This is a genomic window from Mucilaginibacter terrigena (assembly GCF_004168255.1).
Taxonomy (GTDB): domain Bacteria; phylum Bacteroidota; class Bacteroidia; order Sphingobacteriales; family Sphingobacteriaceae; genus Mucilaginibacter; species Mucilaginibacter terrigena.
This window is the reverse complement of sequence record NZ_SEWG01000004.1, coordinates 210,605-230,792: the sequence shown is the minus strand read 5'-3', so window position 1 is coordinate 230,792 and position 20,188 is coordinate 210,605. Positions and strand designations below refer to the sequence as shown.

The 20,188-nt window shown below is 45.4% G+C and carries 19 protein-coding genes; 7 read left to right on the top strand and 12 right to left on the bottom strand.

The features are described 5' to 3' along the window. The first annotated feature begins 1 nt into the window (after position 1). The 6 genes from EWM62_RS11165 to EWM62_RS11140 all read left to right on the top strand — a co-directional run bounded on the left by EWM62_RS11165 (position 2) and on the right by EWM62_RS11140 (position 4,759). Positions 2-424, top strand: a complete 423-nt coding sequence (locus tag EWM62_RS11165) for a DUF4348 domain-containing protein (protein WP_129876750.1) — start codon at positions 2-4, stop codon at positions 422-424. A gap of 61 nt (positions 425-485) precedes the next feature. Beyond that, positions 486-692 carry a hypothetical protein gene (locus tag EWM62_RS11160; RefSeq protein WP_129876749.1) on the top strand — a complete coding sequence of 69 codons (207 nt, stop codon included), beginning with the start codon at positions 486-488 and terminating at the stop codon, positions 690-692. Between the two features lie 341 nt (positions 693-1,033). Then, the gene (locus EWM62_RS11155; RefSeq protein ID WP_129876748.1) at positions 1,034-2,554 is read left to right on the top strand and encodes an amino acid permease; all 1,521 of its coding nucleotides are present in this window, start codon (positions 1,034-1,036) and stop codon (positions 2,552-2,554) included. 71 nt (positions 2,555-2,625) lie between these two features. Continuing rightward, a complete protein-coding gene (locus EWM62_RS11150; RefSeq protein WP_129876747.1) occupies positions 2,626-3,798 on the top strand; it encodes an MFS transporter in 1,173 nt (390 codons plus the stop codon). Between the two features lie 4 nt (positions 3,799-3,802). Beyond that, positions 3,803-4,372 (top strand): MarC family protein, encoded by a 570-nt coding sequence (locus EWM62_RS11145; RefSeq protein ID WP_129876746.1) that lies wholly within the window; start codon positions 3,803-3,805, stop codon positions 4,370-4,372. Positions 4,373-4,423: 51 nt separating this feature from the next. Next, positions 4,424-4,759 carry a hypothetical protein gene (locus EWM62_RS11140; RefSeq protein WP_129876745.1) on the top strand — a complete coding sequence of 112 codons (336 nt, stop codon included), beginning with the start codon at positions 4,424-4,426 and terminating at the stop codon, positions 4,757-4,759. A 4-nt stretch (positions 4,760-4,763) separates the two neighbouring features. Here the strand turns inward: EWM62_RS11140 and EWM62_RS11135 are convergent, their stop codons facing one another. From EWM62_RS11135 to guaA, 5 genes are all read right to left on the bottom strand, one after another. After that, entirely contained in the window at positions 4,764-5,165 is a 402-nt protein-coding gene (locus EWM62_RS11135; RefSeq protein WP_129876744.1) for a glycosyl-4,4'-diaponeurosporenoate acyltransferase CrtO family protein, read from the bottom strand. Between the two features lie 275 nt (positions 5,166-5,440). Continuing rightward, entirely contained in the window at positions 5,441-7,846 is a 2,406-nt protein-coding gene (locus tag EWM62_RS11130) for an ABC transporter permease (protein ID WP_129876743.1), read from the bottom strand. Positions 7,847-8,083: 237 nt separating this feature from the next. Continuing rightward, positions 8,084-9,286 (bottom strand): RsmB/NOP family class I SAM-dependent RNA methyltransferase, encoded by a 1,203-nt coding sequence (locus EWM62_RS11125; RefSeq protein WP_129876742.1) that lies wholly within the window; start codon positions 9,284-9,286, stop codon positions 8,084-8,086. After that, positions 9,283-10,335, bottom strand: a complete 1,053-nt coding sequence (locus EWM62_RS11120; protein ID WP_162499829.1) for an ABC transporter substrate-binding protein — start codon at positions 10,333-10,335, stop codon at positions 9,283-9,285. The genes EWM62_RS11125 and EWM62_RS11120 overlap by 4 nt, the downstream gene beginning before the upstream one ends. Before the next feature lie 163 nt (positions 10,336-10,498). After that, positions 10,499-12,028: a glutamine-hydrolyzing GMP synthase gene (gene guaA, locus EWM62_RS11115; protein WP_129876740.1), complete on the bottom strand. Its 1,530-nt coding sequence runs from the start codon at positions 12,026-12,028 to the stop codon at positions 10,499-10,501. Positions 12,029-12,129: 101 nt separating this feature from the next. On the opposite strand from guaA, the gene EWM62_RS11110 reads away from it, so the two are divergent. Continuing rightward, positions 12,130-12,657, top strand: a complete 528-nt coding sequence (locus tag EWM62_RS11110) for a GNAT family N-acetyltransferase (RefSeq protein ID WP_129876739.1) — start codon at positions 12,130-12,132, stop codon at positions 12,655-12,657. Between the two features lie 7 nt (positions 12,658-12,664). Here EWM62_RS11110 and EWM62_RS11105 read toward each other — a convergent pair whose 3' ends face one another. The 7 genes from EWM62_RS11105 to EWM62_RS11075 all read right to left on the bottom strand — a co-directional run bounded on the left by EWM62_RS11105 (position 12,665) and on the right by EWM62_RS11075 (position 20,166). After that, positions 12,665-13,021 carry a VOC family protein gene (locus EWM62_RS11105; RefSeq protein ID WP_129876738.1) on the bottom strand — a complete coding sequence of 119 codons (357 nt, stop codon included), beginning with the start codon at positions 13,019-13,021 and terminating at the stop codon, positions 12,665-12,667. Positions 13,022-13,068: 47 nt separating this feature from the next. Next, positions 13,069-15,528: a DUF5686 and carboxypeptidase regulatory-like domain-containing protein gene (locus EWM62_RS11100; RefSeq protein WP_129876737.1), complete on the bottom strand. Its 2,460-nt coding sequence runs from the start codon at positions 15,526-15,528 to the stop codon at positions 13,069-13,071. Between the two features lie 138 nt (positions 15,529-15,666). Continuing rightward, entirely contained in the window at positions 15,667-16,656 is a 990-nt protein-coding gene (gene mgrA / locus EWM62_RS11095) for an L-glyceraldehyde 3-phosphate reductase (protein WP_129876736.1), read from the bottom strand. A 107-nt stretch (positions 16,657-16,763) separates the two neighbouring features. Continuing rightward, complete coding sequence (locus EWM62_RS11090) at positions 16,764-18,059, bottom strand: bifunctional folylpolyglutamate synthase/dihydrofolate synthase (protein ID WP_129876735.1); 1,296 nt, start codon at positions 18,057-18,059, stop codon at positions 16,764-16,766. 109 nt (positions 18,060-18,168) lie between these two features. Then, the gene (locus EWM62_RS11085) at positions 18,169-18,978 is read right to left on the bottom strand and encodes an energy transducer TonB (RefSeq protein ID WP_129876734.1); all 810 of its coding nucleotides are present in this window, start codon (positions 18,976-18,978) and stop codon (positions 18,169-18,171) included. 76 nt (positions 18,979-19,054) lie between these two features. After that, positions 19,055-19,456 carry an ExbD/TolR family protein gene (locus tag EWM62_RS11080; RefSeq protein WP_129876733.1) on the bottom strand — a complete coding sequence of 134 codons (402 nt, stop codon included), beginning with the start codon at positions 19,454-19,456 and terminating at the stop codon, positions 19,055-19,057. After that, positions 19,453-20,166: a MotA/TolQ/ExbB proton channel family protein gene (locus EWM62_RS11075; protein WP_129876732.1), complete on the bottom strand. Its 714-nt coding sequence runs from the start codon at positions 20,164-20,166 to the stop codon at positions 19,453-19,455. Before EWM62_RS11075 ends, EWM62_RS11080 begins: the two co-directional genes overlap by 4 nt. Between the last annotated feature and the right edge of the window lie 22 nt (positions 20,167-20,188).

Genomic DNA, 20,188 nt, shown 5'->3' with positions numbered 1-20,188 from the left:
CATGAAAAGATCAATATTATTAATTGCCCTGCTTATCGGAATATTTTTAGGATGTTCCGATCCTTCCTCAAAAACTAACGTTACCAGAACAGGAAAATCTGGTGTTATAAAATCGGTTGATTTTGACACCTTTTTTAAAGAGTTTAAAACTGACTCGTTATATCAGTTAACGCATGTTAAGTTACCACTGGCTTTGTTGATAGTAGAGGAAGAGGGCACTATAACTAAAATGATTAACAAAAAGGATTTGAAATATTTAAAATTCCCGAATACCAAAGAAACTATTTATAAAAAGCATCAGGTAAATCAAAATCAGGTGATCGTTCAATACATGATTGAGGATACAGGCATTAGTGTAAATTATAATTTTGACCGGAGTAAAGGGCAGTGGCAGTTGGTTTTTATTAAAGATGAATCGGATTAAGCATTACGGCCTAATCAATAACGCTGTTGCTAATCCCCATCCTGAATTGTAGATTTGATATATGACGATAACAATAAATACCCAAAACGAAGAGGACCACCAGGCACTGGTTACTTTTTTAAGCGCCAATGGCTACGATTATCAAATTGATGATCAGGTAACACAATCGCCGGATGACCAAGCACCGCCAATAATTTTGCGTGATGGTAACGATGGCGCGTCAAATGATCCTGACCTCGACAATAGGGGGCCGATGAAGGTGTTTTAAGATGCTAACCCTGCGTTAGGGGTAGTAGCGGATACCGGCCCGAGCCTAAGGCCTGTGCACGTATGAGCGAATAACCCGGGCCGCAGGCAACGCCATACTTTATACAAAAGACTAAAAGTTAAAATATGAAGGATTTTATCTCTTACTACTGCACTTAGTGTTTTCAACCCTACAATTTTCGAAACATAACTCATTAGTAATCTCCTCATTCTCATAACTTTTATTCTGTAAAAATCATGCATACTGTTGTTACATTCTGCTCTTTAACTTTTCAATAAATTTAAGTACGTTTGGGGAAACTGATTTCAAGACTATTATAACTGATCTTATTAAATTAAAACATGAAGGTATTTGTAAAAAAATCTATTGAACAGCTAACATCTTCTGTAGATGCAGAAGGAAGCCTAAAGCGAACGCTTGGCGCCGGTAACCTTATTGCGTTGGGTATTGGTGCAATTATTGGCGCTGGTTTGTTTGTAAGAACAGCCGCCGCAGCCGGCGAGCACGCAGGCCCGGCAGTAACACTATCATTTATTGTTGCAGCTATCGGTTGCGCCTTTGCAGGCCTTTGCTACGCCGAATTTGCTTCTATTATCCCTATTGCAGGTAGCGCTTACACTTACGCTTACGCCACCATGGGCGAAATTGTTGCCTGGGTTATTGGCTGGGCTTTAATATTAGAATATGCGCTTGGGGCAGCAACGGTATCCATTAGCTGGAGCGAATATATCAATAAGCTTTTTGACGGGGCCATACCATACGAGTGGTGCCACTCGCCGTTAGAATCGATAATGGTTAACGGCACATCTGTGCATGGTATAGCTAACGTTCCGGCATTGCTTATCCTGGCGGTGTTATCGGCATTATTGATAAAGGGCACGCAGGAATCTGCTACCGTAAATGGTATCATAGTTTTCATTAAGGTAGCTATAGTATTGGTATTTATAGCTATTGGATGGCAATATGTTAACCCTGCTAATCACACACCATACATGATCCCTGCTAACGCGCCGGATGTTGTATTGGCCAGTGGTAAAACATACTCATATGCGCCGTTCTTTAATCACGGCTGGGGTGGTATTGTTAGTGGTGCAGGCGTGGTTTTCTTTGCCTTTATTGGTTTTGATGCCGTATCTACCGCAGCACAAGAAGCTAAAAACCCTAAACGCGACATGCCTATCGGGATCTTAGGTTCGTTAGTAGTTTGTACTATCCTTTACATCTTATTCTCGTGGGTGTTAACAGGTGTTGCACCTTACCAGGATTTCATGAAATCGGGTAAAGAGGCTTCGGTAGCTTACGCGATAACCACTTACATGCACGGTTATGCATGGTTATCAACTTTGGTTACTGTGGCTATCCTTGCCGGTTTCTCATCAGTTATCCTGGTGATGTTGATGGGCCAGTCGAGGGTGTTTTACACCATGTCGATGGATGGTTTATTACCAAAAATATTTTCAGATCTTCACCCAAAATTCCGCACCCCGTACAAGAGCAACATCATCCTGTTTATTTTTGTGGGCTTGTTCGCTGCATTTATACCGGGTAGTGTAGCCGGCGATCTAACCTCTATTGGTACACTGTTTGCCTTTATATTGGTATGTGTTGGCGTAATGTTATTGCGCAAAACAAACCCCGACCTGGTAAGGCCGTTTAAAACACCATTGGTGCCATTAGTGCCTATTTTAGGTGCTATTGTTTGTGCCCTTATGATTATTAGCTTACCGGGCGAAACACAGCTGAGCGCCCTTGTTTGGATGATAGCAGGTTTACTTATTTACTTTGGTTACAGCCGCAAACGCAGCAAGCTGGGTAACTTTGCAGATGTGCTGCCTACCGCTTCCGATTTCGAGAAAAAGTAATTTAATCATTACAATATTAAAAAGGTTCTGTGCAAACAGAACCTTTTTTGGTTTAAACCCTTTTGTAAGGAATGAAAACCAACCGCATACTTTGGGTGCTTGTATTTATTGCCATCATCAACTCTATGGGGTTTGGCATTATTATACCCCTGCTGTACCCATATGGTAAAAAGTTTGGCGTTACCCAGCATACCATCGGCCTGCTTACCGCGGCTTATTCTATAGCACAGTTTTTTGCCACGCCGGTGCTGGGCTCGTTATCAGATAAGTTTGGGCGCAAGCCTATACTGGTTATCAGCCTGATAGGCACATGCGCTTCGTTCATAATATTTGGGCTGGCCAACAGCATTTTTGTACTTTTTGCCGCGCGGATATTGGACGGGCTTACAGGTGGTAACATATCGGTAGCGCAGGCCATGGTATCAGATATTTCATCACCAAAAGAACGGGCAAAGAATTTCGGCATCCTGGGCTCGGCGTTTGGTTTTGGTTTTGTGATAGGCCCGGCAATTGGCGGGCTGCTCAGCACCTTCGGGATGAAAGTCCCCTTTTTCTTCGCGGCCGGCATCTCTATTTTAGGCGTGCTGTTAACGTTGTTTTTCCTGAAGGAAACCAACCAGGATAAAAGCGGTAAATCCAAGGGAAATAAACATCATTTTAATTTCGTATCACTTTATACCGTACTAAAAAAGCCGGTTATAGGCACCGCCATATTTACCGGGTTTTTATTAACCATGGCGCAGTTTACCATGCTGATAGGCTTCCAAACCTTTAGTGTAGATAACCTTAAACTTACACCTACGCAAATAGGATTGTTTTACGGTGGCTTTGGCGTAAGCGGTATACTGATGCAGATGCTGGTGCCGGCTGTAAAAAAAGTGATCCCGTCGCAGGCTGTGATATTGTTAATATCAACTATGTTTTGTTTGGGTATGATGCTCCTGGCCGGCTTTGCTACAGGCTTAGTGCTGTTCGCGATATCGGTTGGTATTTATGGGTTGTTCAACGGCCTGCGTAACCCCATGTTAAACGCCATTATAGCCGACCACAACAAGCCAAACGAGCGGGGCGAGGTAATGGGCATCAACCAGTCGTACGCCTCTATAGGGCAAACCTTAGGGCCTGTAACCGCGGGGCTTGTAACAGCTATATCTATACATAGCATATTCTTTTTATCATCTTTATATATTTTAATTGCACTTTTGTTTAGTATTCGTTTGATCACAAAAGAAAAACAATCCTAAGCTTATGCATCCACTTATCTTTAAAGAGGTATTATCTGTTACGATGATCCTTTTCGCCATTATCGATATCCTTGGCGCAATCCCTGTTATTATCCAGTTGCGCCAGCGCGCAGGGCATATCCAGTCAGAAAAGGCGAGCATTGCTGTATTGATATTAATGATCGCGTTCCTGTTTGTGGGCGATGAACTGCTGGCGGTAATTGGGTTGGATATCTCGTCCTTCGCGATAGCCGGTTCTATCGTGATCTTCATCATCGCGCTGGAGATGGTATTGGGTGTAAACTTTTTTAAAGAAGAGGTGCCCGAGTCGGTATCTATTGTCCCTTTGGCCTTCCCGCTGATAGCCGGCGCGGGCACCATGACCACGCTGTTGTCCCTTAAATCTCAATATCAAACACAAAACATTATAGTAGGCATTATTGTGAACACCCTGTTTGTTTACCTGGTGCTTAAGAACGTACAATGGCTCGAAAAACTTTTCGGTAAAACCGGACTGCACATCCTGCGTAAAGCTTTTGGAGTGATACTATTGGCTATCGCGATAAAACTTTTCAGGAGTAATAGCGGGTTGTAGGCGTAGCCCCCTAACCCCCTGAAGGGGGACTTTAGCGTTTAATAGTAAAGTATGGACGAAGGATTAAAAAATAAAGCATACCTGGAGGGGCAAAAGCTTAAGAAGGCCGGATATGACGACGAAGTTATTTTGGCCCGCTTAGATAAGCAGGGCATCCCGGAGCATCTGGCCAAACAGGTCGTAAAAAATTTGAACATCCAACGGCATGTTGAGATCGTAAAGGAAGAAACACCTGTTTACAACGCTGAGCTTATTAAAATAGGGTTGGGTATTGGCTTGGCAATTGTGTCGGCCATTATTTTCCCCGGACACATAATAATTCCTGCAGGATTAATTTTAGGCGGTATTGTTTTCGCGATAATCTCGAAAAATAAAATGAAAGGGTAATGGGTTAACCGTTATACTTCTGATTAGAAAAGACCCGTATCATCTTTATGATCCTCCGTTTGTTATACTGCTGAACAAGCACCGGGTATAAATTTGTAATGATATTTATAACGGCAAGCGGCCAAAATAACTGAGGACGAAAATTTGCGATTTCAATAACGCCCAGCAGCAAAAGAATAGTTATAAAGGCAGCCAAATGTATAATTTCCGAGCTTATTATTTCATTTCTTAACCGCACCAAGGCATCTAAATTAGCCTGTTTAATATTTAAAGTTGGGTTCAGTTTTCGCCAGAAACTTTTTACCAGGAATAGTTTGAAAAGCTTAACGCCAATAACGGCGTTTATTTTATCGCTGCTAATAAAATTGAAACGAGTTAGTGTGGAATAAACGGCTCTTTTCTTCAATATTATATTTACGATAAGCCCGACATTCCAGGATAAGATTATTATAGTTATAGAAAGGCAGATATTGAATAAGATCACTAAATAACAGATTGGTTGATGCGAGGGTAAAGTAAATAATAATTTGGTTAAACCCGGTAAATAACGCTCCATTTACGCGTTTTTAGCGATGGGTGTAAAACCCACCGCTAAAGTAAAGAAGCGTCGAGATTCGTGGCCGCAATATAGGTTAGCCCTAAGCAGTTCAAAAGCCCCCTCTTTCAGGGGGCCGGGGGTTCCTACTCCGCCCGCAAGCTCTTCACCGGGTTAGCCAGCGCCGCCTTTATGGTTTGCAGGCTTATTAATATCGCCGTTACTATCAGCAAGGCCACCACGGCTATAGCGAATGGTACGGCCGTTAAACTTATTTTGTAAGCGTAGTTGCCCAGCCAGTTGTACATCATCCAGTAAGCCAGCGGGCAGGCTATAAGGCCCGCGATGACCACCGTGCCCAGGAAATCCTTCAGAAACAATACCATTACATCCTTAACCGACGAGCCCAGCACCTTGCGGATGCCTATTTCTTTGGTGCGTTTTTGGATGCTTAACGATATTAACCCGAGCACGCCTAACAGCACAATAACAATAGCCAGGCCTGTGGCCACAAATGATGCTTTTTTAAGCTGGAGTTCGGTCTTGTACATTTTAGCGAGGGCCTCGTCCATAAAGGCATATTCGAACGGTGCATCAGCCATCACCTCGGCCCATTTCTTTTGCAGGGCGGCCAGGCTGCTTTCTATGTTGCCCGGTTTTAGCCGGATGGAGAAATAGCGGTAAAAAGGTGTTTGGTTTACGTTGATAAATGTGATAGGCAAAATACGCCCGCTCATGGCACCAAACTGGAAATCGGCCACCACACCGCAAATGGTTAACGGCGCTATGCCTACCGCGTTAAACTGTTGCCCAATAGCGTCCTTTGGCTGCGCGAACCCTAAAGCTTTTGATTGCGTTTCGTTGATTACCACCTTGCCCGAATCGGCCTGCATGTATTGGGGCTTAAAAAACTCACCGGCTTTTAGGGGAATGCCATACGCAGCCGCGAACTGGTTATCAGTTAATAATAGTTGCGATGTAAATGCCTGTGTAGGGTTATCCGTTTGTTTGTAAGCCTGCAGGTTGCCACTGTTGGCACCGTCCATTATTTCCCAGGATAAGGCTACCGAGCTTACCTGCGGCAACTGCGACAAGCGGTACCGCTTGTCTTCCATTTTTTGTACGCCTGCTTTGCTCCAGTCGCGCGGCAGTTGGGCGTACACCACGTAGTCCTTATCATACCCCAGGCTTTTACCGAAGAAAAGATTGATCTGTTTGGAGATAACGATGGCGCAAATGAGCACAACCGCCGCCGTACCAAACTGGAACGCGATAAGCGATTTGCGGAACACAACGTTATCCTTCACCCGGTCCAGCTTACCTTTCAGCGAGTCGATAGATTTAAGCGATGACAGGACAAGCGCAGGATAAAGGCCCGCCAGCAAACCAATTATTAGTGCCAGCAGTACCGGCAAAGCATAAAAATAAAGCGGGAACGAGAACAGCCCGGTGATATCAGCAGCCAGCAGGTCGGTGAAGTACGGCCTTGCAAGGGCGTATATACCCAAAGCAAATAATGTGGCTATCAACACCATCAAAACAGATTCGGTAAGGAACTGCCAGATGAGCTGCTTGCGCAGCCCGCCCAACACCTTGCGGATCCCCATTTCCTTCATGCGCTGCGATGAGCGGCTGATGCAGATATTTACAAAGTTGATAACCGCCATCAGCAATATAAAGAGCGCTATGGACGATAACGTGTACAGCATCTTTTTAACGGTGCCATTACCATTATTAATGTAAAACGATTTTAGTGGAACCAGGTAGGGGGTAAGGTTGGCCGTAATTTGCGGCGGCGCGTTCCTCTTGATCAGGCTTTTCATCGGCCCCGTAAGATCCTCGGGCTTAACACCTTTTTTTAATTCGATCAGGCCAACTATCGCAATGTTGTTCCAGCCGTCTAAGCTTCGCCCTAAAAATTTAGCCGCCGCGCCGGGTAAAAAGAAGGTGCTGTTGCTGCCATCAATAACGTTGGTAACCGAATTCTTTTTTAGTTTATCAAGCACACCGGTTATCACAAAATCGTGTTTGGTGCCGGTGAAACTTTCGATGGTTACCCACTCGCCCACAACGTCGGTCTTGCCGAAGTATTTTATGGCCATGTCCCGCGTTATTACGGCCGAAAAAGGGTCGTTTAAGGCCGTTTTTGGGTCGCCATGTAACAGCTTAAATCCGTAGGTGGTAATAAAGGTACTATCGCCCACCTGCAGGCTTTCGCGAAAGTGCTTGCTGCCTTTCGAAACATTGGAGCTTACGCCATCCCAATGGTAATAATTGGCAACCAGGTTTGGGTATTCGTCCTTAAGCGCTTTTGGCATAGGGGCCAGCGCGGTTAAGGGATAACCCTGGTTGGGGTCTTTCCATTTGCTTTGAATGATGTACTGGTTATCAGCGTTTTTAAGATCGTGGTTGATGCTAAGCTCGTGCCATACATAGGCGGCTATCAACAAGGTAAAGGCTATACCTACAGACAGGCCAAAGATATTGATAAGCGAAAAAAGCTTGTGTTTCCAGATATTTCTCCAGGCGATGGTAAAGTAATTGTGTAGCATAGGTAACCGGTTTTGTTGAAACTAAATTACCTGCTAACAATCAAGAACTGAAAAGATTAACATTTTTTAACTAATGCACTACATAACTATGTCATTGCGAGGCCTAAGGGTTGGGTGGTGATGGGAAGGGCCGCGGCAAACTCGTCATAAGCAGGGCGTTTATGCATGGCTACGAGGTTGCCGCGTCGCTACGCTCCTCGCAATGACATGGTTTTAATTCGCAATTACGCCATCTTACTATTCCAAAACTCCCCCGTTCGCTAACGGGGGCTGGGGGGCTTTAGCTGTTAGTCTCGCCACAAACATCGTATCAGCCTTGTTCTCATAACCCGTTAACACTTTCATTTCTTCCAGCTGCAAGCCCAGTTGCTTGGTGATGTAGGTTACCGCATCCTCGTTTTCGGCTTTGAAGGCTGAGCAGGTGATGTATATAAGTGGCTTGCCGGGTTTAAGGTGTTTGGCTACGTTGGTAACAATAGCTTGTTGCAGGCGTTTAAAAAAGTCGGTTTTATGCAGGTCGAACTGGCTGATCATTTCAGGCGTGCGGCCCCAGGTGCCCGAGCCGCTGCAGGGGGCATCGAGTATGATACCGTCAAATTCGTAGTTGTATAAAAGCTGCTCGTTGTTCTCGGTCAGGTTCATTACCTTTTTTTGGTACTTACGCAATCCTGCGTTTTGGAAACGCTCGTCCAGGTTGGCCAGGATAGATTCGCGGATATCAGATACTACCAGTTTAATATCCGGTTGAAGGCTGTGCAGCAGTAATGATTTACCGCCCGATGCCGCGCAGGCGTCCCACCAGCTATCCCATTTCTGGGGCTTAAGGTAGTTGGCCGTTTGCTGCGATGAAAGGTCCTGCACCTCGAACCAATGCTGTTTTGGGAAAATGGTTTCCAGTCGCGTGCCGTTTGGTAAGGCCAGGCAATTATTGCCTTCGTCCTTAAAAGTTACACCTGCTTTTGTCAGCTCGGCTTTTATCTGTGCTTCAAAACCTTTATTTACGCGGATGAACAGGTCCGGCTGAACGAAGAACGACTTTAAAAAGGCATCCTTATCTATCCCCGCCGAAAGGTGCTGCGTCCAGGGGAAAACATCCTCCAGCTTAAAATCGGGATAGGTAGCTTTTACCAGTGCTATTTTTTCATCGATACTAAAACCCACACAGGCAGCCCAATCGGGTTTAAAGTGCTGCAAAAAGGAATTGGATTGCGTATTGCAAAGAAACTCGGCCACCATTAGGCGGTCTTCCGGCGGTATATCAGGCAGGGCACGGCCCAAACGGAAGTAGTTGTAAATGAGCCTGCCGGCAACACGCCTGTCGGTTGATCCCATTTGTTTGTTTTGCCGGTAAAAGCCGGGTAAAAACTTGCCTAAAGGTGTATCGGCAGGGTATTCGCCCAATATCCGCTGAAAGGTCTTTAACTGGTTTATCGCTTTCATTTTACCCTTTTTAACTCAAAATCTTCGTATTTAAGGATATCTACATGGGTGTTTATCCAGCCTTGCCCCGGTTTCTTTATAAAATGAAAGCTATTGTGTATGCCGGTAAAATCCGCCAGGTCGGGTTTGTCCATGTCTTCGCCATCGGCTAACAGGTTGCCAAAATACATACCCTGGTCAAAGCCTTTTATGGCAAAATCGGTAGGCTCGGCGCGGTATGCGCTACGGTAGCTGCGTAAAAAGGTATTTGTTTCGGCGCTTTTGTAATCTATTTTATCGGTAGAAGTGATGTGTGTATTTAACTGTTGTAACAGGGCTGCTTTTAAAAAAACAAACCGCTCCCAGTTTGGGTGGCCAAATAATGTTACAGGATAATTTTTTGAAAGCTCAGCAAGCGACCTTAGCGTTACCATCAGGAAGGCCTGTTTGGTAGACGGTATCACAAAAACGTTTTGGTTGTTTGCCGATAGCTGTGCTATTAGCGCTGTTAAATTACCTCGCGCCACGGTTATGGTTACTACCTGGATCTTCCGTTTGCTAAGGCTGTCGATAGTGCGTTTAAACGGCGAGGTATATAACTTTTCCTCGCTAAAGCCCGAGGTAAGGATGAACACCTTTTTTGGCTTGATGTTTTTTACAATATAGGTTGCCGCACCCATAGCGTGATACTCCAGCGGCGGGGTCATGGTAATTAAATTCTGATTTTTATATGTAGCCGGCGATGCGGGCGACAATGGCGATACAATGGGCTTGCGGGCGGCGTTTAATACCGGGGTAAAACTTTTAATATCATCCGGGAAGATAGGGCCGATGATGAGTTCGCTGCTTTTTACCTTTGGGTTTAAGGCAAGGCTATGCGCCTGCGCGGCATCGCCCTTACTATCAAACAACTGCAGTTTGTAATTGGCGCCTGTAGCGGTTATCGAATCGAGCGCGAGCTTAAAACCCTGGTAATACTCTACAGACATATTGGCCATTCTTAGCCCTGAAGCTGTATATTTTTGGCCGGCAGCGGCATGGTCAAGCCCTAATGGAAGTATCAGTGACACGACAGACGCTTTAGCTTCGGATCTCCTGACCGGTTTTTCCGGAATTTTTTCAGTTTTATCCGGGATTTTTTCAGTTTTTGTTTTTACAACGGGTGCAGGTACAGTTCGTACCTTAGGCGAACATGCACCTATTATCAGCGCCGCTGAAACAAATATAAACCACTTATTCCCACTCAATTGTGGCCGGTGGTTTCGAACTGATGTCATATACTACCCGGTTAATTCCTTTTACGTTGTTGATTATCTCGTTTGATATTTTTGCAAGCAGGTCATAAGGTAAGTGGCACCAATCTGCCGTCATCCCGTCTAATGATTCTACCGCCCGCAGGCAAATTACATTTTCGTAAGTGCGCTCATCGCCCATAACACCTACCGATTGTACCGGTAAATAAATGGCGCCTGCTTGCCAAACTTTATCATAAACACCGCCACTGCGTAAATTGTTGATATAAATCGCATCGGCCTGTTGCAGAATTTCTACTTTTTCGGGTGTAACATCGCCTAAGATCCTGATAGCCAGTCCCGGACCCGGAAAAGGGTGGCGGCCTAATATATTCGGATCGATACCCAAAGCCTTACCGACACGGCGTACTTCATCTTTAAACAGCGTGTTTAGAGGCTCTACAACTTTTAGTTTCATAAAATCGGGCAAACCGCCAACGTTATGGTGCGATTTGATAGTTGCCGACGGGCCTTTTACCGAAACAGATTCGATAACGTCCGGGTAAATAGTACCCTGGCCAAGCCAGCTTACACCTTGTACCTCATGCGCGGCATCGTCAAACACCTCGATAAATACGCGACCAATGGCTTTACGTTTTTTCTCAGGGTCGCTAACGCCTGCCAGCGCATCATAGAAACGTTGCTTGGCGTCGATCCCCTTTATATTAAGGCCCATGTGCTGGTACGAATCCAATACCGATTGGTACTCATCTTTACGCAACAAGCCGTTATCAACAAATATACAATGCAGGTTTTTGCCGATGGCCTGGTGCAGCAATACCGCCGCAACCGATGAATCCACGCCGCCTGATAAGCCTAAAACTACCTTGTCATCACCCAATTTCGCCTTCAGTTCGGCAATAGTGGTTTCGATGAACGAATCAGGTGTCCAGTCCTGTGTGCAATGGCAAATGTCAACCAAAAAGTTTTGCAGTAATTGTTTACCGTCGGTACTGTGCGTAACCTCGGGATGGAACTGGATGCCGTAGGTTTGGGTGCCGGTTATCTGGTAAGCGGCAACTTTTACGCTATCGGTGCTTGCAATGATCTCAAAATCGCCGGCAATGCGGGCAATGGTATCGGCATGCGACATCCAAACCTGCGACCCTGTAGGCACATCCTTAAACAAGGGGTTATCCTGCTTTACAAAATCAAGGTTGGCACGGCCATATTCGCGGGTGCTTGATGCCAAAACCTCGCCACCATGGAAATGCGCTATGTATTGCGCGCCATAACAAACGCCCAAAATAGGCAGTGTTTTATGGTGTTTGATGAACTCGAAATGAGGTGCATCGTCCTGGCGTACAGAATACGGACTGCCGGAAAGGATGATACCTTTTACGCTTTGGTCAACTTCAGGAACTTTGTTAAAGGGATGGATCTCACAGTAAATATTGAGCTCCCTGACACGGCGCGCGATAAGCTGGGTGAATTGCGAACCGAAGTCAAGAATGAGGATTTTTTCTTGCATGGGCAAAGATAGGATTTTGAGCGGAAAAATGACGCAGGAAATTTAGATTTGGGAGTAAGAATTAGTATAAAAATCTATATTAGCCCTTAAACATCTGCGCTATGATAACGATACGCCTGGCGACCTTTAATGACGTGGAGGAATTACAACGTTTAATAGGCCTGTCGGTACGGGGTTTAAGTACAGATTATTACAGCCCAAACCAGATAGAAAGCGCCATAAAATATATTTTTGGTGTCGACAGCCAACTGATAAGTGATGGTACTTATTATGTTGCCGAAAAGGAGGGAATAAAAGTAGGCTGCGGTGGCTGGAGTAAACGAAATACCCTGTTTGGTGGCGACCAGCACAAAGATGTAGAAGATCCGCTACTCGACCCCTTAAAAGATGCTGCAAGAATGAGGGCCTTTTTTGTGCATCCCGGTTATGCCCGGCAGGGCATAAGCCGCCAGATAATAAAGGTTTGCGAGAATGCTGCAAAAGCACAGGGGTTTACCAGCTTTAAACTTGGCGCAACATTGCCGGGTGTGCCGCTGTACGAAGCAATGGGATACAAGGCAGTAGAAAGGGTTGATACTGTTATGCCTGATGGTGCGTTGCTTGGGATTGTAAAGATGGGGAAGGAGTAGGTGAACGCTAAACAATCGCCATCCCAAAAACTATCGTATTGCCATCTTCATCATTCACAGCAAAATCGCGCATGCCATAAACGCGGTCATCTATCGGGATATTTATAATTGCGCCTTTTTTTACGATACTGTCATAATAGGTGTCAATCTCATCGCAATCGATACAAACATGGGCACTACCGGGTGCTTTGTGCATTCCCTGATTTTTTGGGCCGCTTAAGTGAATGCAAACGACATCGTAGCTTAATCCCCAATAATTGCCAAACTCAAAATCAGGCTTAAAGCCTAAAACGTCAATATAATATTTACCTGCGCGGTTCAGATCGGATACATGGATAACAACGGTTGAGCTTAAGGCTTTCATGCTATTTACTTAATGATAATAAATATACGAATAGTGTTTAATTAACCCTAAAAACTCGCCCCGATCCTTATCGCATGGTTCACCCCGCCGGGGCTGTTATTAAACGATGTGCCGTACATTACTCTTAAACCAATATTGGTTTGGAAACCCATACCCACCTCGGTGTAGTTTTTTAACATAGGGGTGGCCAGGTAATTCACATTGATGATCTCCTGTAGCTTTAACTTGCGGATAAGCGGGATCATGTTGGTGACCAACCCGCTAAAGTTATGCTCTAAATGTCCCTCTAAATATTTGTCGCCGGTGCTGAACCGGTAGTAATCAAGCAGTAGGAATTTGCTGATGCCGCCCTCGTAAAACAAGATCTGGTTACCGCTGAAATGCCTGTAGTCGGTATAGTAGATGTTTTTGGTGTTAAAGAATTTACCCGCACCCACGTAGAACGATGTTTTACCGTAAAAGCCCATAGGGATATCCGTTTTGGAGATATCTGCCGATAACAGGTTGTAATCTGCATCAGACCCAAACACATTTTTTACCGCTTTAGTGAAGCTGACGCCAATAATTGGATACTTCGACGGGATATACCTTTTGCCGTTAGGATAGGTTTCGTAACGGTTGCTAAAATCATAAGTGGTGCGCACGTTAATTTTAAACGACTGGTTATCCGCAAACAAAGGCACATCTGCACCGGGACTAAATGGGTTATTTGAAGTAAACACGTGTCCCTTTGGGTGGAAGAAGCTGTAATCTGTAGTGTTTGACAGGTACCTGCGGTTTGCCCATTCGGCGCCCACGCTGGCCTGCCATCCGCCATAAATCCGTTTAGATAGGGTGGCCGCGGCATATTGTTTTTGGTAAAGCTTTTCAAAGTTCTGCCTGTTCAACAGGGTATAAGCCGTATTCATGAACGAACTGATGGGCTCGCGGTTGTTCATGTCTATCACATCGCTTCCGCCTGCCAAATTTAGCGTTGCCGAGCCAACAGGCATAGTGATACCACCGCTGGCATTGAACAGTTTATTGGAGAAACCATAACGCACCTTGCCATAAATGTTAAGGTAGCGGTTATTAACGCTATCGATCTGTTTGGTGAACGAGCCACCATAACCCAGCGCCAGCCCCTCAACCGTGTTGTAAGTTACCGAGCTTAGTACGGAATTTAAATTATAGTATTCGTGATCGTACCGGTTACGGTGGCGGTACCCGCCCAAAAGCAGTTTGCCAATACTAACCTTGTTGTTCACCTTATCCAGCGAATCCAGGTAAGGTTTCGATTCGCGTTTGGCGGCAAGCACGGCTTTCTTTTGGTAATCGGTTTTCTCTTCAGCAGTTAGGGGGATAGGCCTTTGCTGCTCCCAGTAAGTTGAGTCTTTTTTATTTACCCCTCTGGTGATGCGCAGCACCTCGGTAAATTGTTTTTCATCAAGCTTAGGGTCGATATCGTAATCTTTATACAAGGCGATAAAGTAGCCGCCAAGCTTAAAGCCGAACAAGCCGCCGGTAAACTCAAATTTGAGCGAGGCCGGCATCCACGCGTTGCCGCTCACCGGGAAAAACTGCTCGCTTACTTTAAGCGTATCTACAAAATTGATGTTGGCCTTTTTGGTGATAAACAGATCGAGGCCCTGGATGCGCCAGCTATCTTCTAAAATATAGATGTACCCGCTAAAGCAGGGCGCATAATCGTTACGTGGCATCACCCGGATCTTGTTGATGGTTTCGCCGTTCTCTACTGTAGTGCCCGCATATTTGTAGCGGTAATACGACAGCGCGTTATCCGCGATGGGAGATATAAGCGGGCGGTTACTTAGCCCTTCCCAGTTTTGCAGGTTGTCGTAAAAATTCACCTGCAGGTCTGATGCGCGGTTAAAGGTAAACGCCCGGTTACTGCCTGAAAATTTTGACGAGATGATCTCTTCGTGCACCTTATCAGGCTGCATAAAACTGTATTTCGATTGCGACTCCGACAGGTAAACAATACCCCTGCGGTTGGAGTCGAGTCCGTTTTCGCGGGCCATTTTCTGCACATCAAACCCTAAGAACTTTTTTGGCGCTGCCAGCAATTTTTGCAAACCCTTAATGTACACCTCGCAGGTGTAGGCGTTTACCTCGTGTAAATAGGTTTTGCGTTTTTTTATCGCCTTGCGGATGATGGCATAGGCAGGATCTTCGGCACCGGCGCGGATAGAAACCTCTTTTAATTGGTATTCTTCGGTCTTTAGGGTAATGTTAATAGTTTGGTTAATCTTCAGGTCCACCCGGCGGCTTTCCTGCCGGTAACCTAAGGCCCTGTATTGCACATCGTACTGGCCGGGCTTTAAATTTAGGGTGTAGCCGCCATCACTGTTAGCTGATGTGCCCTTGGTTGTGTTGCGAACATACACGGTTGCAAATGGTATCGCACTCCCGGCCTCGTCGGTTATTTTACCGCTGATGGTAGCCTCCTGCGCGAACAGGGCGGAGGTGAATAGTAAGAATAAGGCTATCAGAAGGGGTGATCTCATACGGATGGATAAAGCTAACGCTAAGATGAATAAACATTTTAGATGCGCCGTGTTAAATTTTGTTAAACAAAAAGGCGTATTTAGAAATAAATACGCCTTAGCGACCAAATGTACCTAACGGCACATCAGCATAAAAAACTATTTCAGGATCTGTTCTATCTTTTCCAGTTCGTCTACCGAAAAATTAATGTTATCTAAAGCTTTTAGCGAGTCTGCTAACTGCGCAGGTTTGCTGGCGCCTATCAATACCGATGTTACCCTGTCGTCCTTAAGTAGCCAGGCCAGCGCCATTTGGGCAAGCGTTTGGCCTCGTTTTTCGGCCATGGTGTTCAGTTTTTTTATTTTGGCTATTACTTCGTCGGTAACCTGGCTTTCCTGTAAAAAACCGGTCGATTTTGCCGCGCGCGAATCTTCGGGGATGCCATGCAGGTATTTATTGGTGAGTAAGCCCTGTGCCAATGGCGAGAAGGGGATACAGCCTACACCATCTTGTTCCAGCACGTCCAGCAACCCGGCTTCCGCATCGCGAACGAACATGGAATACTTTGGCTGATGAATTAAACAAGGCGTACCCAATTGTTTTAATATGGCAATGGCCTTCTCGGCTTCCTGTGCATTATAATTAGAGATACCTACGTATAACGCCTTACCCTGGCGTACGATTAAATCCAGCGCGGCCATGGTTTCTTCAAGCGGTGTTTCGGGATCCGGGCGGTGGTGATAAAATATATCTACGTAGTCCAACCCCATCCGTTTAAGGCTTTGATCAAGACTGGATACCAGGTATTTTTTTGAACCCCAGTCGCCGTAAGGGCCATCCCACATGGTGTAGCCGGCCTTGCTGCTAATGATCATTTCGTCGCGGTAACCGCCGAAGTCTTCTTTTAAGATCTTACCAAAATTGGTTTCGGCGCTGCCCGGGGGCGGGCCGTAATTATTGGCCAGGTCAAAATGGGTTACGCCGCTGTCAAATGCCAGGTGCAGGATGCTGCGGAAGTTTTCCATCACATCTACATGGCCGAAATTATGCCACAGGCCCAATGAAATGGCCGGCAGTTTTATACCGCTTTTGCCGCAGCGGCGGTATTGCATTTTGTTGTATCGTTCTTTAGCGGGTAGGTAGGTCATGTTGTTGGTTATCTGAACTCGAATTTATAGAATTAAAAGAATTTGTCGAATTTATACATTTCAATTCTGTTATTTCACAAATTCTTATTATTCCGGTTCAGACAGGCTCAAACCACTTCCGCTACCACAAAAGTACTACCCCCGACAAAAATCAGGTCTTTGTTAGCAGCCTTGGCTTGCGCGGCCTGCAGGGCAGCCTTTACAGACGGATAGGCATTGCCATGCAAGCCAAAACTCTCTGCTTTCTGCTTTAAGCTTTCAACCTCTAAACCGCGGGGAATATCCGGACGGCAATAATAGTAGGTGGCATTGGTTGGCAACATTGAAAGTACTTTGCTTATGTCTTTATCATTAACCATGCCTATAACAAAATGAAGATGCTGATATTTTAATAAAGCAATATTTTTTAGTACTTCGGTAATACCTTCGGGGTTATGGCCGGTATCGCAAATAGTTAGCGGGCTGCGGCTTAAAACCTCCCAGCGGCCATGCAAACCTGTCAGCGTTTTTACCTGTTTAAGGGCGGTTGCAATGTGTTCATCTGTGATATTAAAACCCTGCCTGCTCAGTTCATCTACGGCGGTTAAAACCGTGCGCACATTTTTTACCTGATAACTTCCGGGTAAGTCGAGTTGGATATGAAGAGCGGGGAGCGGGGAGCGGGGAGCGGTTATTTCCAAATACTCTAAACTACTTACTTCGGACTCACGATTTCGGACTCCCGCATTTACATCAGACGCAAACACCAGTCCGGCGTTTACTTCTTTTGCTTTATTGATAAATACCGGGGCAACTTCGGGCTGATACTCGCCTATAATCGCCGGGGTTTGCGGCTTAATAATGCCGGCTTTTTCGGCGGCTATCTTTTGCAGGGTATCGCCCAGTAGATTCATATGGTCCCAGCCTATGTTGGTGATGATAGACAGGAGCGGGGTGATGACGTTTGTCGAATCTAACCGCCCTCCCAGGCCTACTTCCACAATGGCGATATCTACCTGTTCGTTTGCGAAAACATCAAAAGCCAGGGCAACGGTCATTTCAAAAAAAGAGGGTTGGATCTGTTCAAAATCAGGGCGGTGTTTTGCTACAAAATCTATTACGGTTTGCTCGCTTATCATCGCACCGTTTATGCGGATGCGTTCCCTGAAGTCTTTAAGATGCGGTGATGTGTAAAGCCCTGTTTTGTACCCCGCAACCTGTAATATAGCTGCCAGCATGTGCGATGTTGACCCTTTGCCGTTTGTGCCGCCCACATGCACGCTCTTAAACTTACGCTCCGGATTATCCAGGATCTTTAATAGAGCGATGGTATTGGTAAGGTCCTCTTTATAAGCCGAAGCGCCCACCCGGGTAAAAAGCGGTAGTTGTGTGTAGAGGTAGTTGAGGGTATCTGAGTAGTTCATAGTTGATGGTTCATAGTTCATGGCCGAACTACTTGCATACAAATGTAGCACCGAAAGTTGATTTGAACCATTAGCCAACAAAATTTTACAATGAACTATAAGATATTGATTATTGTCGCTTAAACACAAAAGTTTGTGTATAAGTACGCTCTTCACTTACACTTGCAGAAGGGTTTACTTTTGCATTTAAAACAGCTTGAATGCACTTACTTACAACATCTCCTTGAATCGTTGTTGAACCCCGGGCGGCATTCGCAGATACAACATTACCATTTTTATCTATTCGAAATTCAATCACCACTTTACCTTCAACATTAGTGAGGTTAGGTTTGGCAGGAGGGCGTTCAAAGTTACGTGCGCTTAGTGCGTTACCGCCATTACCATCGCCCGTTCCATTATAGTTATTGGTAAGGGTGGTGCCGGTTGGCTTGCCCTGGTTGCCGGGGGTATTGCCGGTTCCGTCGCCTTCCCCGGTGCCATTGTTGGTTTTGCCTTTGTATAGGGCGTTTTGGTTAACCGTGGGTTTGGCAACTGTTTTGGTAGTTGGCTGTGTGGCTACGGTATTGCTTGGCTTATTGGTATTGGCCGCAACTTCGGGCGCATCATCGGTATTTTGAGTAACTACATTTTTATCGCTGTTGTCCACCTGCTGCTTTTCTTCGGTTGGCGGGGCAGGGGTTACTTTATCCGGTTTGGTGTTGTTGGCTTTTTCGGCTACAGATGGCTCCTCGGTGCTCATGTAATCGTCGCCCTGTCCTTCGTCAACCGTACCGTAGTTTACCAGGATGCCGCCTGTACCTTCCTCATGCGGCGGCGGGTTATGAAACACAATAAAATAGCACAAAGCCATTACCACACCAAGTATGATACCTGTGGCAGCAAATGCTTTCGGATAATTATTATCTTCCCTGTAGTCCATTTATTTAGTTATAGTAGCAGTGGCCGTGGCAGTAGCAGTTAAAATACTGCCGCTGCTGCTGCCTACTGCCACTTATTTACCCTTTCGGTTCTGTTGCCAGTACCAGTTTTATATTTAGTTTTTGCGCTATATCCATTACCTGTACTACGTCCTGTATGGCTACGGTGCGGTCTACATACAGCACAATGGTTAACTCGGTTGCAAGCGATTTATAGCTTTGCAGTGTTGGCTGCAGCTGGTCTACCGGTACCTGCTTTTTATCAATTGTATAGTTAAGGTCTTTATCTATAGATACATTGATGGTTTTTTTGGATACCGATTGCCCGCTTGATGATTTGGGCAGCATCAGCTTAATTACGTTGGGGTTGGTTACCGTTGACGCTATCAGGAAAAACAAAAGCAGGAAGAACATGATATCGTTCATGGCCGAAGTGTGTACTTCTGCTGATGCGCCTTTATGTCTTTTTCTTAAATTCATTTGCTTGGCTCTTCTAACAGGTCGATAAATTCAATGGCATCGGTTTCCAGTTTCAATATCACCTTATCAACCATCATATTTAAAATATGGTAGCATACATAGGCTATGATACCCACAAACAAGCCTGCTGCCGATGTTACCATTTTTACATATAAACCACCCGATATAACACCCATGCTGATGTTATCCGTTTTCGAGATATCATAAAAGATCTTAATTACACCAGCAATAGTACCCAGGAAACCAAACATAGGCGCTATACCGGCCACTATACCAATAATACCGATGTTTTTTTCAAGCTTGGCTACTTCCAGCTTGCCCACGTTCTCGATAGCGCCTTCGATATCCTTTATAGGGCGGCCTATACGCAGCAAACCTTTTTGCAGCATGCGGCCAAGCGGCGAATTACTGTTACGGCAAATGGCAATAGCCGATTGCAGATCGCCCGAGTGGATGCTTGAGCGTACCTGGGTCATCAGGTGCGATTCGTCTTTTGATGCCTTGCGGATGGTAAAGAAACGCTCGAAAAATATAACAAGGCCAAGCACGGCAAGTATCCCGATGGGAATCATTACCCAGCCGCCTTTTATCAACAGATCGCCAAAGCGTAGATCTTCTTCAGGTATTTTTGCCAGCTGCTGTGTAGCCTGGTTCGCGGTATCAATAAGTTTTGCGGTGGTATCTGCGGCAACCTGCAATAATAACATCATAGTTTTTATTTAATTCTTAGTG

Excerpts from the sequence above, each read along its gene's own strand:
- EWM62_RS11165 (WP_129876750.1), top strand. The coding sequence starts at position 2 with ATGAAAAGATCAATATTATTAATTGCCCTGCTTATCGGAATATTTTTA.
- EWM62_RS11160 (WP_129876749.1), top strand. The coding sequence starts at position 486 with ATGACGATAACAATAAATACCCAAAACGAAGAGGACCACCAGGCACTG.
- EWM62_RS11155 (WP_129876748.1), top strand. The coding sequence starts at position 1,034 with ATGAAGGTATTTGTAAAAAAATCTATTGAACAGCTAACATCTTCTGTA.
- EWM62_RS11150 (WP_129876747.1), top strand. The coding sequence starts at position 2,626 with ATGAAAACCAACCGCATACTTTGGGTGCTTGTATTTATTGCCATCATC.
- EWM62_RS11145 (WP_129876746.1), top strand. The coding sequence starts at position 3,803 with ATGCATCCACTTATCTTTAAAGAGGTATTATCTGTTACGATGATCCTT.
- EWM62_RS11140 (WP_129876745.1), top strand. The coding sequence starts at position 4,424 with ATGGACGAAGGATTAAAAAATAAAGCATACCTGGAGGGGCAAAAGCTT.
- EWM62_RS11130 (WP_129876743.1), bottom strand. The coding sequence starts at position 7,846 with ATGCTACACAATTACTTTACCATCGCCTGGAGAAATATCTGGAAACAC.
- EWM62_RS11125 (WP_129876742.1), bottom strand. The coding sequence starts at position 9,286 with ATGAAAGCGATAAACCAGTTAAAGACCTTTCAGCGGATATTGGGCGAA.
- guaA (WP_129876740.1), bottom strand. The coding sequence starts at position 12,028 with ATGCAAGAAAAAATCCTCATTCTTGACTTCGGTTCGCAATTCACCCAG.
- EWM62_RS11110 (WP_129876739.1), top strand. The coding sequence starts at position 12,130 with ATGATAACGATACGCCTGGCGACCTTTAATGACGTGGAGGAATTACAA.
- EWM62_RS11105 (WP_129876738.1), bottom strand. The coding sequence starts at position 13,021 with ATGAAAGCCTTAAGCTCAACCGTTGTTATCCATGTATCCGATCTGAAC.
- EWM62_RS11100 (WP_129876737.1), bottom strand. The coding sequence starts at position 15,528 with ATGAGATCACCCCTTCTGATAGCCTTATTCTTACTATTCACCTCCGCC.
- mgrA (WP_129876736.1), bottom strand. The coding sequence starts at position 16,656 with ATGACCTACCTACCCGCTAAAGAACGATACAACAAAATGCAATACCGC.
- EWM62_RS11090 (WP_129876735.1), bottom strand. The coding sequence starts at position 18,059 with ATGAACTACTCAGATACCCTCAACTACCTCTACACACAACTACCGCTT.
- EWM62_RS11085 (WP_129876734.1), bottom strand. The coding sequence starts at position 18,978 with ATGGACTACAGGGAAGATAATAATTATCCGAAAGCATTTGCTGCCACA.
- EWM62_RS11080 (WP_129876733.1), bottom strand. The coding sequence starts at position 19,456 with ATGAATTTAAGAAAAAGACATAAAGGCGCATCAGCAGAAGTACACACT.
- EWM62_RS11075 (WP_129876732.1), bottom strand. The coding sequence starts at position 20,166 with ATGATGTTATTATTGCAGGTTGCCGCAGATACCACCGCAAAACTTATT.